13 protein-coding genes and 1 riboswitch are annotated in these 18,109 nt (G+C 49.7%); of the genes, 3 read left to right on the top strand and 10 right to left on the bottom strand.

Going from position 1 to position 18,109, the window contains the following annotated elements:
* Positions 1–33: 33 nt before the first annotated feature.
* Together Q0418_RS03635 and Q0418_RS03630 are read right to left on the bottom strand one after the other, a co-directional pair.
* Complete coding sequence (locus Q0418_RS03635; RefSeq protein ID WP_298482311.1) at positions 34–441, bottom strand: hypothetical protein; 408 nt, start codon at positions 439–441, stop codon at positions 34–36.
* A 171-nt stretch (positions 442–612) separates the two neighbouring features.
* Complete coding sequence (locus tag Q0418_RS03630) at positions 613–1,599, bottom strand: aldolase catalytic domain-containing protein (protein ID WP_298482309.1); 987 nt, start codon at positions 1,597–1,599, stop codon at positions 613–615.
* 312 nt (positions 1,600–1,911) lie between these two features.
* Here Q0418_RS03630 and Q0418_RS03625 point away from each other — a divergent pair, with 312 nt between their 5' ends.
* Positions 1,912–3,195, top strand: coding sequence for a glutamine synthetase family protein (locus tag Q0418_RS03625; protein ID WP_298482308.1), 1,284 nt, complete (start codon positions 1,912–1,914; stop codon positions 3,193–3,195).
* 42 nt (positions 3,196–3,237) lie between these two features.
* Positions 3,238–3,810, top strand: a complete 573-nt coding sequence (locus Q0418_RS03620) for an ANTAR domain-containing response regulator (RefSeq protein ID WP_298482307.1) — start codon at positions 3,238–3,240, stop codon at positions 3,808–3,810.
* Positions 3,811–3,924: 114 nt separating this feature from the next.
* Here Q0418_RS03620 and upp read toward each other — a convergent pair whose 3' ends face one another.
* From upp to Q0418_RS03595, 5 genes are all read right to left on the bottom strand, one after another.
* Positions 3,925–4,554, bottom strand: coding sequence for a uracil phosphoribosyltransferase (gene upp / locus Q0418_RS03615; protein WP_298482305.1), 630 nt, complete (start codon positions 4,552–4,554; stop codon positions 3,925–3,927).
* Between the two features lie 15 nt (positions 4,555–4,569).
* Positions 4,570–5,010 carry a ribose 5-phosphate isomerase B gene (gene rpiB / locus Q0418_RS03610; RefSeq protein WP_298482303.1) on the bottom strand — a complete coding sequence of 147 codons (441 nt, stop codon included), beginning with the start codon at positions 5,008–5,010 and terminating at the stop codon, positions 4,570–4,572.
* A 182-nt stretch (positions 5,011–5,192) separates the two neighbouring features.
* Positions 5,193–5,879: a tRNA (adenosine(37)-N6)-threonylcarbamoyltransferase complex dimerization subunit type 1 TsaB gene (tsaB, locus tag Q0418_RS03605; RefSeq protein WP_298482302.1), complete on the bottom strand. Its 687-nt coding sequence runs from the start codon at positions 5,877–5,879 to the stop codon at positions 5,193–5,195.
* Complete coding sequence (gene tsaE, locus Q0418_RS03600; RefSeq protein ID WP_298482300.1) at positions 5,860–6,309, bottom strand: tRNA (adenosine(37)-N6)-threonylcarbamoyltransferase complex ATPase subunit type 1 TsaE; 450 nt, start codon at positions 6,307–6,309, stop codon at positions 5,860–5,862. Before tsaE ends, tsaB begins: the two co-directional genes overlap by 20 nt.
* A 16-nt stretch (positions 6,310–6,325) precedes the next feature.
* Positions 6,326–7,996 (bottom strand): formate--tetrahydrofolate ligase, encoded by a 1,671-nt coding sequence (locus tag Q0418_RS03595; RefSeq protein ID WP_298482299.1) that lies wholly within the window; start codon positions 7,994–7,996, stop codon positions 6,326–6,328.
* Positions 7,997–8,213: 217 nt separating this feature from the next.
* Between Q0418_RS03595 and Q0418_RS03590 the strand changes: the two genes are divergently transcribed.
* Positions 8,214–9,506: a glycoside hydrolase family 10 protein gene (locus tag Q0418_RS03590; RefSeq protein ID WP_298482297.1), complete on the top strand. Its 1,293-nt coding sequence runs from the start codon at positions 8,214–8,216 to the stop codon at positions 9,504–9,506.
* A gap of 370 nt (positions 9,507–9,876) precedes the next feature.
* On the opposite strand, the gene metK is transcribed toward Q0418_RS03590, so the two are convergent.
* From metK to Q0418_RS03575, 3 genes are all read right to left on the bottom strand, one after another.
* Positions 9,877–11,058 (bottom strand): methionine adenosyltransferase, encoded by a 1,182-nt coding sequence (metK, locus tag Q0418_RS03585; protein WP_298482295.1) that lies wholly within the window; start codon positions 11,056–11,058, stop codon positions 9,877–9,879.
* A gap of 67 nt (positions 11,059–11,125) precedes the next feature.
* A riboswitch (SAM riboswitch) is annotated at positions 11,126–11,231 on the bottom strand.
* A gap of 184 nt (positions 11,232–11,415) precedes the next feature.
* Positions 11,416–14,574 carry a glycoside hydrolase family 9 protein gene (locus Q0418_RS03580; RefSeq protein WP_298482293.1) on the bottom strand — a complete coding sequence of 1,053 codons (3,159 nt, stop codon included), beginning with the start codon at positions 14,572–14,574 and terminating at the stop codon, positions 11,416–11,418.
* A gap of 367 nt (positions 14,575–14,941) precedes the next feature.
* Positions 14,942–18,016 carry a glycoside hydrolase family 9 protein gene (locus tag Q0418_RS03575; protein ID WP_298482291.1) on the bottom strand — a complete coding sequence of 1,025 codons (3,075 nt, stop codon included), beginning with the start codon at positions 18,014–18,016 and terminating at the stop codon, positions 14,942–14,944.
* Positions 18,017–18,109 lie beyond the last annotated feature (93 nt).

The following is an 18,109-nucleotide window of genomic DNA, read 5'->3' as shown; positions in this document are numbered from 1 at the left end:
GCCATCGGCATCTGTATTTTCTGCTTCTTTTTATTATACATGTTTTTTCGACGAAATGCAATCGTTTTTTTCAGCTTCTCGCATTTTCCCAAAAATTTTCACAAGTTCCGACACACGGCAGTACCTGAAACTGCTGTGCGTCCGGCAAAAATCCGTGCAGATCGGTTCCAGGCACCCATCCTCGGTACAGTCCACCAGCCATACTGTCTGTACCAGATCACTGTCCGTCCACAAGACCTGTGCCGCCAGTGCATCCAGACGATGTTCCAGACCATCTTTCTCATGTAACAACGCCAGCGCCGCCAGTTCCTCCGGCAGTTCCTGGGACAAAAGCCGCTGGCAAAGCCCCAGTGCAAGCAGCATCATCGCCGCCAGAATGCAAAGCACGACCAGCCAGACCAATCCTTCCACCTGCTTCACCTCCCGTTTCCTGCTTCTCATTCCATTTTATTCCCGGAGATGAAATTTGTTACACCGGGGAATGGTGGCATTGGCTGTGGCAATGGATTTTATATGTGAGCGAAACAAACATCGACATTCCTCATTCCTGATTCAAAAAAAGCGGAACAGCTCTGAGCCATTCCGCTTTCGATTTCTATTGCATGATGTCAATCAGCCTTCGTTTTCCTGTAATTCCTGGAAGAAGGTAAAATAATCCTCACGCTTCTCCTTGGTGAAGGCAATTGCCGTCCGGGGATGCTGATTCAGATAGCCTGTCAGCAGGTACTGGATGTCGTAACCCCAAACCACGCCGTCATTTTTCAGCTTCTGCATCTCATCCTGGAGGAACCGCAGCACCGGCTTGATGTCATACTTAGGATTCTTCAAAAAGCCCAGCAGAAGTTCCATTGCACAGTTACCTGCACCACGACCCATAGCGGCCATAGTTGCATCCAGATAGCTGACGCCCATCATAGCACACTCTGTGGTGTTTGCAAATGCAAGCTGCTGATTGTTGTGGGCATGAATACCGATCTGCTTGCCGTATTTCTCCGCAGCTTCCAGATACCGCTGTGCCAGCTGGCGCATCTGCAGCGGATAGAGAGAGCCGTAGCTGTCCACCAGATAGATGACATCCACGCTGCTCTTGCCCAGCATTTCCAGCGCTTCTTCCAACTCAGACTCCTGCGCCTTGGATACCGCCATAATATTGACAGTGGTACGATAGCCCTTCCTTGCACAGGTCTCAATCATTTCGATGGCTGTCGGAATGGTGTTGATGTAGGTGGCAATACGCACCATATCCAGGATGCTGTCCTGTTTATCAGGCAAATCCCGTTCCACATTGGCACGTCCCACATCTGCCATAACGGCAAGCTGCATTTTCGGATCCAGAATATCACCCAGTACACCACGGATGGCATCCTCGTGGCAGAACTTCCACTTGCCGAACTTGGACTCATCGAACAGCTCCGGGTCTGCCAGATAGCCGATTTCCATGACATCGACGCCGGCACGGACATTGGCAAGGTACAGTTTGCGCACAAAATCGTCTGTAAATTCAAAATTGTTCACCAGACCGCCGTCACGAATGGTGGCATCCAGTACCTTTATATCAGGCCGATAGGAGATCATCGTGCCCTTGATGGATTCGCTCATACAAAATTCCTCACTTTCTATTCCCTCCGCAAATCTGCGTGGTATCTTTTATTATACCAAAAAACCAACTTTTTGACAAGTATTTTGTTCGTCTTTTCGACAAAACCGCCGGAATCGTGAATTCTACCAATCCAGAAACTGTATAATTAGTGAGAATCACAATGGGATTTTTATGCCATTTCCAATTTCCAGAACAAATCGGTTTTCCGCTATCCCCACAGGCAAATATACATAAAATGCACACAAAACAGTTCTTTACAAATGCAGAAAAAAACGATATAATGAAAATAGTATACTTACAGGAGGTATCTTATGTTTTTTTCTGAGACAGATCTGTTAGAATTCATTGAAGAAAATGATGTCAAGTTTATCCGCATGACATTTTGCGATACATTCGGCAACATGAAAAATATTGCCATCATGCCCCGGGAGCTGCACCGTGCCATTACCTACGGCATTCCCTTCAATGCCACCGGACTGCTGGAGGCTTCCCATCAGAACCTGCTGCTGAAGCCGGACACATCTACCCTCTCTGTTCTGCCCTGGCGTCCCCAGTCGGGACGTGTGGTGCGATTCTTCTGCACCCTTTACCGCATGGACGGCACACCTTATGAGGGCGATCTGCGCCGCAATCTCCGTGAGACGATGAAATCCATCCAGAATCAAGGCTTGCAGTGTGAAATGGGCACTCGCTGTGAGTTCTACCTGTTCGAGACGGACATGGAGGGAAAGCCCACACGAATTCCCTGCGACCAGGGCGGCTATCTGGATGTCGCACCTCTGGATCAGTGTGAAAACACCCGGCGTGAGATCTGCCTGTCCCTGGATGAAATGGGGCTGAATCCCACTACATCCTGCCACAAGCACGGTCCCGGACAGAATGAGATCGACTTTGCATGCAGCAATCCCCTGACTGCGGCGGACAATATGGTACACTATAAAACCGTAGTCAAAACCATTGCTGCCCAGAACGGCTTCTATGCGTCATTTATGCCGAAGCCGTTCCCGGATTGCAGCGGCAGTGCCCTGAAGATCACCATTAGCGTAAAAAAGGATGACAAGAGCATTTTCGGTACAAGCCACGAGACCATGCTGCCGGAAGGACGCGCCTTCATTGCCGGCATTCTCAATCGGGTACGGGAATTCACCATGTTCTCCAACCCCACCGTTAACTCCTACGAGCGTTTCGGACTCCGTGCTGCACCAAATCATATCAACTGGTCGGAAGAAAACCGCATTCCGCTGATTCAGCTGCTGTATTCTCCCGGCAGAGATTCTTCTATTGAATTTCGTTCCGCCGATCCCTACTGCAACCCATATATTACCTTCCAGATGCTGCTGAGTGCCGGCATGGCTGGAATTGAAAGGGGCGAGGAATTGACTGATACCATGAATGCCGCAAATGACACCTCTGCATTTCCAACGCTGCCCGGTTCCTTACAGGAATCCATTGAACTGGCACAGAACAGCGAATTCGTCCGCTCCATTCTGCCGGAAACCCTGATCCGTGATTTTTCCGCTGCCATGCAGAAAGAAGTGGAAGCATATCGTGCAGCCGACGACCCACAGGCGTTTTGCTTCGATCGGTATTTTTGAGAGAAGCGCCATGCAAATTAAGAAACAGGAGGGAATACAACGGTGTATTCAGAACGTACCCTGCTAATCTCCGGCTCTGATAAAGGGCTGGACGGCGTTACCAGTTTTTTAAAAGCCTGCGGCTGCGGCTCCGTTACTACCATCTCCAGCGGTAGTGAAGCACGGCGAATGATCCACCACGATGACTACAGTCTCATTATCATCAACACACCGTTAAAGGACGAATTCGGCTATCAGTTGTCTCTGAAGCTGAGCGAATCCACCTGTGCCGGGATCATCCTCATCTGCAAGGCTGACGTTGCCGACGAAATGATCAGCCGCACCATGGACTATGGGGTCTGCGTTGTCCCGAAGCCCCTGAACAAGACGATTTTCTCTCAGGCGATCCGCACGGGCTGTGCATTCAATCGCCGCCTGCTGGCACTAAACAAGGAAAATAACAAGCTTCGTGCCAAGCTGGAGGAAATGCGGTATGTGTCCCGTGCCAAATTCCTGCTGATCACAGAACAGAACATGACGGAAGAGGTAGCCCACCGCTATATTGAAAAAAGTGCAATGGACACCCGGCGGACGAGAAAAGAGGTTTCGCTGGAGATCATTGCAAAGTATGAGTAGCCTCGATGGTTGGTTCCTTAAAGGTTTATTTTTTCACACAAAAAACGAATATAAACGAAAACGGGTGAACCCAAAAAGTTCACCCGTTTTTGACTTTTATAAAGGCAACACCATTTACTTCGTTCCAAAGATACGGTCGCCGGCATCGCCCAGACCCGGCACAATATAGCCATCCTCGTTAATGGTCTCATCTACGCCGCCGCAATAAATGTCCACGTCAGGATGTGCTGCCAGCAGGGCATCACGACCCTCCGGACAAGCCAGAAGGCACAGAAACTTCACGCTCTTCACGCCCATTTCCTTTAGATCGGAGATCGCAGCAATTGCCGATGTACCTGTTGCCAGCATAGCATCTACCACAATTACCTCACGCTCTGCAATATCATCCGGCATCTTGGAATAATACTTTACTGCATCGTGTGTACCCGGTTCGCAGAAAATGCCGATATGTCCGATCTTTGCCGCCGGGATCAGGGATGTGACACCCTCGATGAGTCCCAGACCAGCACGCAGAATGGGTACAAATGCCAGCTTTCTGCCGGAGATCACCTTTGTCTTTGCAATTCCCTGATGGGTCTCAATGGTTACTTCTTTCATGGGCAGATCCCGTGTTGCTTCGTAGCAAATGAGCATTGCTGTCTCAGAAGTCAGTTCCCGGAACTCCTTTACACCTGTTGTCTTGTCCCGCATCAGCGAAATTTTGTGCTGTACCAGCGGATGGTCTACTACATGAATTCCTGCCATGATATCTTCCTCCAATCACCATTCTTGTTCTAATTCTGTAATCATATTCACACGCGTTTCATGCCGGCCGCCCTCAAAGGGAGTGTCCAGAAAAATTTCCACCAGTTCCAGCGCCAGCCCACTGCCCAGGGTACGAGCACCCATGCACATCACATTGGCATCGTTATGCAGTCTGGTGTATTTTGTGGAAAATGCATCTGCACACAGGGACGCACGGACACCGCGAATTTTATTTGCCGCAATGGACATGCCGATGCCGGTGCCGCAGATTAGAATACCCATGTCACCCGGATGGGATGCCACTGCTGTACCCACTGCCTTTGCAATGACGGGATAATCCGTTCGCTCTCCGTCGCAGCCGCAGTCCTTAACTTCCAAATTGCGCTCTTTCAGCAGTGCAATGACTTCCTGCTTCCGATCAAAACCGGCGTGGTCGCATCCGATCCAAATTTTCATGTGCATCTGACTCCTTTGTCGTATGATTGTTTTATTATAACATATTTTTCTTGCTATTGCAAGACGTTTTTGTGAAGAAACACGGAAAATCTACTTGATATACAGTGGAATGTGCAGAGCGAACTACATTTGTTCCTATTTTGTGCAGTGTTGCCTTTGATAGTTCGACCAAAGAAAACAGTTTATTCCGTCTTCCGCTTTTCCTGCAAATCCTTCTCTGCCTTTACCAGCTGCAAATATTCCGGCATCAGTTCCTCCGGCTTTTGCCACTGGCTGCGTGCCGCCGCTGCAAGACAAATTCCCGTACCGTTTTGCAGCCGTTGGGCAGGCGAACCCACTGACAGCCACTCTGCCGTTTTCAGCAATTCTGCCCCATCGCCGGTCAGAAGCACTGGTTCTTTCAGCGTTTCCAGCAGCTGCTGCAATTCGCCCAGTTCCAGCATACCGTCCGGCTGCATGAGTATCATTTTCTCCCCGTCACTGCGGTACAATCCGGCATACACAAGAGACTGTCTCGCCAGCATAACCGGGCAAATAATTCCCTGCCAGGACAAGTTCTGCCATGCCAGTCCCTCCAGAGTAGAGATTCCGACACAGGGAATTTGCAGCGCAAACGCCATTGCTTTCACTGCCGCAATGCCAATACGCAGCCCCGTATAGGAACCAGGGCCGTCTGCAACTGCAAGACCGTCTATTCCCTGCCAGGTCAGCCCTGTATCCGCCAGCATCCGTTCTGCCAGAGGCAGGATCACCTGGGAATGGGTACGCTTCGTGTATACCGTCTGCTGCGCCAGAAAACACTGGGCATCTGCGTCATACAGTGCCGCCGCTGCTACCTTTCCGGAAGTATCAATTCCCAAGATCCGCAAACCGCTCATCTCCTTCTACTGTGATCTCCCGTGACGTCTCAGAAAGCCGCTGGATGGTGATCCGTATGGCATTTTCCGGGAGTTCCGAAGCAATGTTTTCCGACCACTCAATGGCAAATACCCCCTCATCCAGAGGGTAGTCATAGAACCCGGTGGATTCCAGATCCAGCCCACCGTCAATGCGGTACATGTCAAAATGATACAGGGGCAGCCCGTCACCGCGATACTCCTGCACAATGGCAAAGGTGGGCGAGGATACCACATCCGGCAGTCCTAACCCTTGGGCAAGTCCCCGGGTAAAGGTGGTTTTTCCTGCACCCAGACCGCCGAAATAGGCGATAACATCTCCGGCTCGCAGACGTTCGCCGATGGTTTTCGCCAGTGCAATGGTCTCTGCCGGGTCATTTGTTGTCACCACAACTTTTGCCATAGTGCTACCTCGTTTCTCAGAACAAACCTGTAATATTGCCCTCGTTGTCGCAGTCAATGCGCAGTGCCGCCGGGGACTTCGGCAGTCCCGGCATGGTCATGATACTGCCTGTGAGCACGACAATAAAGCCAGCGCCGTTGGAAAGAGTCACGTCACGCACGGTTACGGTGAAGTGCTCCGGCTTGCCCAGCTTTGCCGGATCATCGGACAGGGAATACTGGGTCTTTGCCACGCATACTGGCAGATCACCGCAACCCAGTGCTTCGATCTGTGCCAGAGCCTTCTTCGCCGGTGCAGTAAAGGTCACACCGTCTGCACGGTAAATTTCCTTTGCGATCTTCTCCACCTTTTCCTCCACAGACAAGTCTGTATCGTAGAGCACGTGGAATTTGGACGGCTTTGTCTCGATGGTCTTGCAAACCTTTTCTGCCAGTTCCTTGCCGCCTGCACCGCCCTTAGCGAATACCTCAGCCATAGCGACCTCAGCACCCAGACCCTCGCAGAATTCCTTTACAAAAGCAAGCTCTGCGCCGGTATCGCTTTGGAACCGGTTGATGGCTACGACCACCGGAACACCGTACTTTTTCATATTCTCAATGTGCACCTGCAGGTTCAGGATACCTTTTCTCAGTGCGTCCAGATTTTCCTCTGTCAGCTTTGTTTTCGGCACGCCGCCGTTGTATTTCAGAGCACGAACCGTTGCCACCAGTACTACGCAGGACGGCTGCAATCCGCCGTAGCGGCACTTGATATCGAAGAACTTTTCTGCACCCAGGTCAGAACCGAAACCTGCCTCTGTGACGCAGTAGTCACCCAGCTTCAGCGCCAGCTTTGTGGCACGCAGGGAGTTACAGCCGTGCGCAATATTGGCAAAAGGACCGCCGTGGATCAGTGCCGGTGTATGCTCCAGCGTCTGTACCAGATTGGGCTTCAAGGCATCCTTCAGCAGTGCTGTCATAGCACCGTTTGCCCCCAGATCCTTTGCATAGACGGGATTGCCGTCCAGATCATATGCCACCAGGATTTTTCCCAGCCGTTCCTTCAGATCTGCCAGATCGGATGCCAGGCACAGAATCGCCATGACCTCCGAAGCCACGGTGATCTGAAAACTGTCACTTCTGGGAACGCCGTCAATTTTTCCGCCCAGACCAATGACAATATTCCGCAGGGCACGGTCATTCATGTCCAACACACGCTTGAGCATCACACGGCGCTGGTCAATACGCAGTGCATTTCCCTGCTGCATGTGGTTGTCCAGCATGGCACAGAGCAGATTGTTTGCCGCAGTAATGGCGTGCATATCGCCGGTGAAGTGCAGGTTGATATCCTCCATGGGCACGACCTGTGCATAACCGCCGCCAGCAGCACCGCCCTTGATGCCGAACACCGGGCCAAGGGACGGCTCACGCAGGGCGAGAACGGTTTTTTTGCCCAGCTGATGCAGTGCGTCTGCCAGTCCCACGCTGACGGTAGTCTTACCCTCACCAGCAGGAGTGGGGTTGATTGCCGTCACAAGAATCAGCTTGCCGTCCGGCTGATCGTCCAGTTTCCGGAACAGTGCTTCAGACAGCTTTGCCTTATAGTGACCGTAATACTCAATGTCCTCTTCGGCAATGGACAGAGAAGCGGCGATTTTCCCAATGGGTTCCATCTCGGCATTCTGTGCGATCTCAATATCTGACAACATATTTATCTCTCCTTTTTACAGCTTCTTCCGCAATAAAAAACATAGTTTTATTATACCATTTTTTCTGTTGTTTTGCAAGGTACTTTTTTCATTTCGGTGTTTCGCTGTATTTCCACAATTTTTTCCGTTACTTTTTCGCTTAACTGCGCCCTGTGGGAATGAAAACAGCGGCTTTTCCATAGAATAGAGTACATGATACTTTCCAAGGAGGTTCACCATGTCCAGAATCACAGGATTTCTGCTTGCACTTTGTTTGCTGTTTTCCTGCTGCGGCTGTACAGCAAGGACAAACCGTACATCTCCGGAAAATGCGCTGTTCTGCGAGAATATTGCCGACCAGGTGCAGAGTGTGGAACAGCTGCATGTTGCCAGCGGGACTACCTCACCGCCGGATAACAGCACATCTTCCACCCGGCTGAACTACGATACAATCTATGCCATGTGGTTTGCCGTCATGGACTACGCAGACACTCTCAGCGGCAAGAGCGAGTCGGAATTCCGGGAGATCATGCGCCAGCGGTTTCAGAATGCCGCAGACATGGGCATTAACACGGTTTATCTCCATGTGCGTGCCTATCAGGATGCCTATTATCGCTCCGAGCTGTTTCCCATGGGCAATTATGCCGATACAGATATCAGTTACGACCCTCTGGAGATCATGTTGGAAGAAGCCCATGCCCTGCACCTGTCCGCCCACGCCTGGATCAATCCCATGCGAGGTCCCGGAGATGAGACCATGGCTGCCATGGATGACTGCTACATCATTAAACAGTGGTACAATGATCCCACGAAAAACGGCACATATCTGGTAAAAGTGGGAAATAACTGGTGGCTGAATCCGGCATATCCGGAGGTGCGTCAGTTTATTGCAGACGGCGTGAAGGAAATCATCACGCAATATGATGTGGATGGGATACATCTGGACGACTATTTTTACCCCACCACAGAGGCATCCTTTGATACTGCGGCATTTGTGGAAAGCGGTGCGTCTGATCTGTCAGCATTCCGGCTGAAGCAGACCAATGCCATGGTGAAGCAGCTGTACGATACCGTGAAAGCCGAGGACGCCCAGCTGATTGTGAGTATCAGTCCCCAGGGAACCATGCATGGGAATTATGATAGTCAGTATGCGGACGTGCGCCGCTGGGCAAGTACGCCGGGGTATTGTGACGCGTTGATTCCACAGGTATATTTTGGATTTGAAAACGAGACGGCACCATTTGAGGAAACAGCAGCCCTTTGGGCGGAAACGGTCACTTGTGAGGATGTTTCCCTGGTGATCGGAATCGGCACACATAAGTTAGGAAAGGAAGATACCTGGGCAGGCAGCGGCAGTGGGGAATGGCAGGAGCATCTGGATATTCCCCAGCGGCAGGTGGAATTGCTGTTACATATGGATAACGTGAACGGCATTGCAATCTATGATTATGATACCACATTCTGCCCGGAAACAGCAGCAGACGCCATGGCACAGCAGGTTGAAGAGATCGGGAAACTGCTCCGAGACTGATCTGAGCGAATTTCGCCGAACCGCTTTCGTCAAGGAAAACCCAGAAATACATGGCATCCGATTTTTAGCCTCAATCAATTACAAGGCACCTCTTAATACCCGCTTACCCGTCATCTGCGTCGCATCATTCGGCAATATTTGCTTTGGCTTGACAAAAGGGCTTCCCCTTTTCGGAGAAGCCCTGTCTGCTTTGTATTTTTCTATTAGACCTTCTCGGAAACTAGAAAAGTGTCAGATTCCGCAGAATATTTTCGCATATGGCAAAGAGACTCGACCGCAGGAATACTTGATGTTTTTCAAGGGAGAGGCACAAAGCCAGATGCGAAAGGGACAAGGAAGATGGTACTTCGTAAGTTCCCCAGGAAGTCTATTATTCTGCTGCGGCAACTGCCTGTTTCAGTGCGTCCACCTTATCCCGGCGCTCCCATGCCACTCCCAGATCTTCACGACCCATATGGCCATAAGCCGCCAGTTTCCGGTACTGCGGCTTGCGCAGATCCAGCATCTGAATAATACCGTCCGGTGTCAGCTGGAACACCTGAGGAATCACTTTTGCCAATGTTTCCTCCGAAACTGTACCTGTTCCAAAGGTATCCACCCGAACAGAAACCGGATTTGCCACGCCGATGGCATATGCCAACTGTACCTCGCAGCGTTTTGCCATTCCGGCAGCCACAATATTCTTTGCAATATACCGAGCTGCATAAGCACCGGAACGATCTACCTTTGTCGGATCCTTGCCGCTGAATGCACCGCCACCGTGTCTTGCCATACCACCGTAGGTGTCAACAATGATCTTCCGTCCGGTCAGACCGCTGTCTCCCTGAGGACCGCCTACCACAAAACGTCCGGTAGGATTGATGAAATATTTCGTCTCTTTGTCCAATAGTTCCTGCGGCAGCACATCCGGAATGACATAGATCATCATATCCCGGCGAATGGTCTCAATGCTGACATCTGGTGCATGCTGGGTGGAAATAACCACGGTATCAATGCGCACCGGCTTGTCCCCATCGTATTCCACCGTCACCTGCGCCTTGCCATCCGGTCGGAGATAACGCAAGGTATTATCCTTGCGCAGTTCCGCCAGCTTCATGCACAGCTTGTGGGACAGAGAAATTCCCAGAGGCATCAGTTCCTTTGTCTCGTCGCAGGCATAGCCAAACATCATACCCTGGTCGCCGGCACCAGTTTCCTTTGTCTCGCCGTCCCGGGTCTCCATGGCATCATTCACACCCATTGCAATATCCGGGGATTGCTTGTTCATTGCCAGCAGCACCGAACAAGTATAACCGTCAAAGCCATATTTTGCACGGTCATAGCCGATATCCACAATGACGTCCCGGGCAATCTGGGGAATGTCCACCTTTGCAGTGGTTGTGATCTCACCCATGCACAGCACCATGCCGGTAGCTGTTGTTGTTTCACACGCCACACGTGCCTTCGAATCCTGTGTCAGAATCGCATCCAGCACAGCGTCAGAGATCTGGTCGCAGATCTTATCCGGATGTCCCTCAGTGACGGACTCGGATGTAAATAACGTTCTTGCCATAATAATACTCCTTTCGGGTCTATCAAAAAAGGCACCCGATTCGGGTGCCCGTGTTTTTTGTACAAACCCCTCATCTCTCGGTTATACCGCAGGAATTAGCACCGTTTCTGGCAAAACTGCCAACCGGTTGCCGGGCTTCACAGGACCTGTTCCTCCACCACTCTTGATAAGGTATATGAAATTACCGCAGAGCAAATTGCTCTATTTTCTATTATACTGTATCTGATACAGCTTGTCAAGCATAAATTCGATTTTTTTCGGGAAAACCACAAAAGCCACAAAAACGCCGCAGCCTTCTGAAAGAGCTGCGGCGTTTTCACGCACATATATCAGGAAATCACAAGGATTTCAGATCAATTATGCCTGTTCCGGGAGAGATGTTACCAGGTGAACCAGGAACTTCAGCAGAGAAATCGCGTCATCCTGAGTGATCTCACCGTTCTGATCGAAGCAGTCAGCATTCTTGTTTGCCTGATCGTTGAATGTAACAGCGCCGGCAACCTTCTTGTTCAGCAGAACTGCGTCAGTAATGTCTACACGACCATCCAGGTTGGTGTCGCCCAGCAGAACCTTGCTCGGATCTACAGAACCAGCGGTTGTAGCATTGCTGTTAGAGGTGGAAGAAGCATCACCAGATGCATCTGTAGAAGCGGTGGTAGTTGTCTCATCACCGTTTGTAGTAGTTGTAGCCTTTGTAGTCTGAGCGCCGTCACGCTGGATGTACGGAGCTTCATCATCAATGAAGGAAACAACCCAGCAAAGCGGAGAGTTCCAGTTGATGGTAACTTCGTTTACAGACCATGCCTCAACGTTATCCAGGTAGCACTTCATCGGAGCCAGAGAACCGATCTTGAAGCCACGACCCTGAACCATCGGGTCATTCATGTTGGAGTTCGGACCACCGGACAGAACACCATACGGTGCATACGGGAAGTCAGTGTCATTCAGCTGACCAGACCACCATCTGTGGTGCGGATACTGTGTAGAATGCTCACCGTAACCAGTTACATAGGACTGCTCGATCGGGTTGCGGCCAAGCAGATAGTCAAATGCAGTAGTAACACCATCGATGTACTTTACATCCTTTGTTTCGTCATAAGCCAGAGCCATAGCCATAGTATTGTTGATTACCATGGAGTTGGAACCCCACTCATAACCGCCTTCCAGTTCTCTGGACTCCAGAGAACCAGTACCAGAAGAAGCGTTATACTTCCAAATTTCTGCATCGTAGTTCATACCACGATACGGAGTGGAATATGCAGACTCAGCCTGTACAGTCAGGAAATAGTCAGCTGCCTTTACAACCTGATCCTTCAGGGTGCCAACTTCAGCAGAAGACAGCAGGCCCTTCTCCTGCATAGAAGCAGAGTTTACATACAGAGAAATAGAACCAACGCTGTTCAGAGTACCCCAAGTGAACAGAGAGCATGTACCCTGGTTTTCACCGCCGACCAGAGTTGTGGAAATATCCAGAGCCTTGCCGTTATCTACGCCATAAGCACCAGTACCATACTTCATCAGTTCATCATAGTAGGTCTTGTCGCCAGTAGTGATGTACAGCTCACAAGCTGCCCAGTAGAATTCGTCACTTACTTCAGTATCACCGTACGGACCGCCACCCTTGTTCTGATCCAGCGGAGCATAGTACAGATCGCCAGAAACGTTACCATTGCTGTTGGTTGTCCAGTCAGTGAACGGCTTGTAATTTGTCTTAGCTGCGTCATAAGCCTTGATTGCAGCAGACTTCAGAGTAGATGCATAGCCAGAATCATACGGTTCGAACAGACGAGCGCCCTGTGCACAGGATGCTGCAAAGTTCAGAGTAGCTGCATAAGTTGCCGGCTTTACAATACGCATCGGTCTCTTAGAACCGTCTTCCTTGCCGTCATCATCATACGGAGCAACAGCCAGACCGGTCCACTTGTAGTCGTGCATCTTATGGTAAACCATGCCGTCGCTGCGCTGCATCTTCAGGAAGAAGTCCAGCTCAACCTTGCACTCATTCAGAATGTTCGGTGCACCAGAAACAGATTCGTTTACGCCATCGCTTGCAGGAATGTTCACGAGTTCAGAACCATTCCACTTGTCAGCCTTGCCAACCATTGCGGATCTCTCATACATGTTCATCAGAGTCCACAGGGAGATACCGCCGTTTACAACATACTTACCGTAGTCACCGGCGTCATACCAACCACCGGTGCAGTCGATGGACTGACCCTTGGACGGCAGAGAAGTATACTGCATTACCCACTCATCTACCAGATAAGCTGTATCCGGGTTGTGAACATCCTTACGACCCAGAGACTTTTTGCTGGTATCAACGGTCTGACCAGAAGGAATGTAAGCATCCTCTGTGGTAACACCAGAACGGTTCTGATAGAAGTAGTTTACAGCATAAGTCAGCATGCTCTCATCATAAACATGACCAGCACCGAACAGATTGGAATTGATATCGAAAGCTTTGGACTCCTTGCCGTTTACAAAGAGCTTATAGCCATCACCCTCTGTAGTGAAATCAGTGAAATCAACTACCTGGTTCCAGTTCCAGCCGCCTTCATCATAAATGACTTCACCGGAGGTTGTACCACTATAAACAGTAGATCCCTTTGCATCCTTGATTTCAAAGCTGAGGGGCTCAGAAGCCGGCTTATTTGCTTTTGTGTGATCCGGATCGTCTGCCAGAACTACAGTAGCCTGCTTCTTTGCATTCGGATAGTAACCAACCTGGTTTACTTCAACGCCAGTCGGCTCATAGTCCTTTACATTTCTGTCATAGTCAGATTTGTCATCTGTCATGTCAATGAGCGCCAGGTTATCAAAGCGAATGATGGTTCCCTTCGGGAAGCACTCCTGATCTGTGTATCTACCAGTACCACCCATGTGGAATGTCCACTCACCAGTACCTGTAGAACTACCCTGTGCCTGGAATTCGAATGCAACTGTTGTCCACTGGTTTGCAGGAATTGTCTCGCTCTTCCACTTATCCCAGCCCTGACCGTAGTCTACCGTTTCACCGGTCTTGGATGCAGTTTTCAGCTTTGCTTCCAGTTCATCCTGAGAAATACCTTCCTCATATGTCATGGAGAGCTTTTCACCGTTGCCGTGCCAAGTTTCCTTGTCGTCCTGTGCCATATCACCCAACTTGGAGTAAATACGACCGCTCTGAGACGGATTTACGGAATAAGTCAGACGATAGGTATGACCATCATCGATCGTCAGACCTCTGTGACGGAACTGGCAGTCCCAACGGTCTTCACCGCCGTTGCCTGTACCGCCGGGATTTTCGATCAGAACTGCGTAAATGCCATCGGTGATGTCAAACTTCATGACAGCGGTAGCACTTTCGCAGATGTGCCAAGGCAATCCCTTGCCTTCGTTGAAGGTACCTTCGCCCAGCTCCGGGCCTGCAAATGCTGTCATAGACAGCGCAGTCAGACCGGTTGCGGTAGCAGAAACTGCCATAACCGCAGCAGAAGCCAAGGCAGCGACCTTCTTGCCGAGTTTTTTCTTCAGCATAAGTATCCTCCTTGAAAATTAGAGATTTTGTGTTAGAACATGGGTACGCATGTTCCGCATACAACGATTCTTTCTTCCGGACATGCCGGATGCTATGCTGCCGCAATGTCGTTGCGTAGGCGCAACAATCCCATCACAGAGCATATACTTCTCGTTTCATTTATTATAACACACCTGCATTTTCTTGTAAAGCGGATTCGCAAAATTCAGTAAAATTTGCTAAACACTTTACATGTTTTTTGAACAGTTTGACGAACTAAAATTTACCTGTTTTCAAAAAATTTACCGCAATGTAAAAAAAGACACGAGAGGTAAACCGCCTCTCGTGTCCATTTTGCGTTTTTATGGGTAGATTCTCCCGAAATAATTAGTCAGACGGCAGAGACTTCACCAAAGATACCAGGAACTTCAGAAGTGTCACTGCATCACTTGCGCCAACGCCTTCATCGGTGCAGACATTTGCATTTGCATACTGCTGACCATTCAGCGTTACTGCACCGGCAGCAGCCTTGTTCAGCAGAACTGCGTCAGAAATGTCGATCTTTCCATCCAGATTAACATCGCCATAAATCGTCGGTGCCGGAATGCTTGCCGGTGTAGAAGCAGTTGTGTTCTTTGTTGTTGTCGTTGAATTCTTGGTAGTAGAAGTCGTAGTCTTAGAAGTTGTAGCCGTGGTGGTCTTGCTGGTCGTTGTTGTTGTAGATGCAGCAGTAGAAGTTGTTGTGGTATTGCCGGCTACGTCTGTGTATACAGTGATAGACTCAATGGTAAACTGTGTGCAGTCGATCCACCAGATACCGAACTTCAGCATACCACCGTATTCTTTCTGGATAATTGCAGATGTTGCAGAATCAACATCCCATGTGATCGTACCAGACTTTGTGCTGAAGGTCTTCTCCATATCCTCTGTCTGTGTCCAATAACCCGGATCTACACTGGTAGAGGAACCGAAGGCACCCTGCCATTTGCCGATCTCGCCGCTCTTTGCCTTGATATTTACTTCAACCTTTGTGATATTTTCATTTGCAGGAATACCAAACTCTGCCCATTCCCAACCGATCATCTTGTCAGTAGCCGGGAGCTTGCTGTAATCAACAGCCTGATTCAGATCCAGGTTATATACGCCGTTGCTGCTGGGCTGCTGGTTTGTAGTTGTCGTGCTCTGACCGGAGCTATACGAGTGAAGCACAATCTTTGTGATATCTACGTTGTCTGCGCCCGGCCAGTAAACGCTGAACTTTACAGTCTGACCTACATTGGACGGAATATTATAGTCCACGCTGCACTCACCATTTGAGCCAACATTGACTTTAAAGTCTTCCTGGAGCCACTCGCCTGTCCAGGTACCAAAGGAGCCGCTTGCCTCTGTGTCGTCAGACTTTACAGTAAAGTAAGCTGTTGCAGACTTAGCACCGTTAGGAGCGAATTCGGCATACTTGTAGATTTTTCCATCATCGCCTGTTTCTGTGCCTGTTGTAATATTTGCGTTTGTGTCACCGATGTTGCCAGAGGTTACAGTAGTAGTTGTTGTCGTTGTTGTATTGTTGGTCTGCTTGGTTGTTGTGGTGGTCGTTGTAGTAGTGTTAGAAGTGCCGTTGTCCAGAAGGATCTTTGTGATCTCCACACTATCTGCGCCCGGCCAGTAAACGCTAAACTTCACAGTAGAACCAACATTAGAAGGAACACTATAGGTTACGCTGCACTCGCCGTTCGAGCCAACATTAACCTTGAAGTCTTCCTGGAGCCACTCGCCTGTCCAGGTACCAAAGGAACCGCTTGCTTCTGTATCACTTGATTTTACAGTAAAGTATGCTGTTGCGGTCTTTGCGCCATTGGGAGAAAATTCAGCATACTTATACTCAGAACCGTCTGTACCGATCTCTGTACCAACAGTAAAGGATGCCTCAGAACCGCCGGATGCTCCGCCGTTTGTTGTTGTCTCGCTAGTTTTCGTAGAAGAATATGCTGTTGTTGTAGTTGTCTTTTGGGTTGTTGCAGTAGTTGTTGCCGAAGTAGTCACTACGCCGCCGCCCTTTGTGCCTTCGATAGAGGAATCTACAGAACCAGTCTTATAGGTTTCGTACAGACCAGCAGCTGCGCCTACCAGTGCAGCGTTGTAGTCAATTGCAACCTCGTTGGTAACATAATCGTTGACGGAATCCACATAGGTACTGAAATCCGATCCTCTCGGGCCGCCTACCAAAGCGCCTACCAAAACATGACCGTTGGTAGCACTAATAGTATCAATATTCTTGAACTCATTATAACTGTTGTAGCCTGATGCAGCTCTGTGGTGCGGATTCTTTGCAGAATTGCTGTCAAATCCTACGATCAGGTTGACATTTGCAGAATTGTTGCCCAAGATCATGCCCATCTGTGCCTTGCACCAGTCCGTATAATCGTTGGAAGTATGCTTTGAGACAACCAAAGCCGGCAGCTGAAGTCCGACATTCAGTCTTGCACTGCCCCACTCCTGAATTGCAAGGAACTGATCCTTATTGGTGCAATTTTTGGAAACATAAGAGTTTGCCCACTTCCAGTTGTCAGTGATCTCACCATACAGAGCAGCAGCACCCAGGGAAACGTTGTTCCAGCAGTGTGTATAGTATACTTCGCCCCACTGACGGTTGCCAGTTGCAAAATAGTTATCCATGTCACTCTTATAGCTTGCATCCTTGGTTGCCAGATACAAGAAGCCTGCAGCCCATGCCTGATCATCCTCATAATCATCTGAGCCATACTCCGGTACACTCATGGTCTGATTATTTTTTTTCGAGAACTGATACAGTGCCTTTGCATACTTCAGATCTTCTTCATTTCCGAAGTTCAGATAATTTACAGCCAGTGCAGCTGCATACTCTGCGGAGATATCACTTGCACCACTGGAAGTCCACAAAGAACTCCGAACGCCCTGAGAAGCTTCCTGTGCTTCCGGTGCGCCCCAGTAGTCATGATCCTGTGTACCGTCACCAACCTGATAGCAGAAATTTGTAACGGTATCACCGCTGAGTTTTGTGGACTTCTTAAAGAAGTCTGCAAAATAATCCATAATCGTCTTGAAATGCGCGGTCTGTCCCAGGCTGTCATAGCTGTCCTTGAATTCATAATAGCCCCAGCCCAGTGTGGAAGCTGTGTATCCTGCCGGGAGACCAAACTTCACATGGTCACCAGCATCATGGAAACCGCCAGTCACTTCATCTCCGGTGTGACAATCATCACGCCATTCCATCTGACCAGTCTCTCCTACCTGGTCACCGCACATGTTTGCGTCATAAAAATACATGGAATACTGCAGCAGCTTTGCATAGTTATCGTAGGATGCAGCAGACGCTGTCAGTCCTGCGGTCTGTGTCAAAGCAGACAGTGCAGTGGTTCCGGTCAGTAATGTCGCAGCACTGACAACACATGCAAGTGCACGCTTACCGATCCCCAATTTCTTCATAAGAAAACTCCTTTCAAGGTTCCCGGCAGCTGCCGCCCGGACACTTCCGGATTCCGGCGCCGCCTAAAAAATTTGCCTGAGGGTTGTTGGATA

The organism is uncultured Ruminococcus sp. (genome assembly GCF_937915125.1).
Lineage (GTDB): Bacteria > Bacillota > Clostridia > Oscillospirales > Ruminococcaceae > Ruminococcus_C.
Note: the sequence above shows the minus strand (reverse complement) of the source record. Positions and strands in the feature narration are given on the sequence as shown.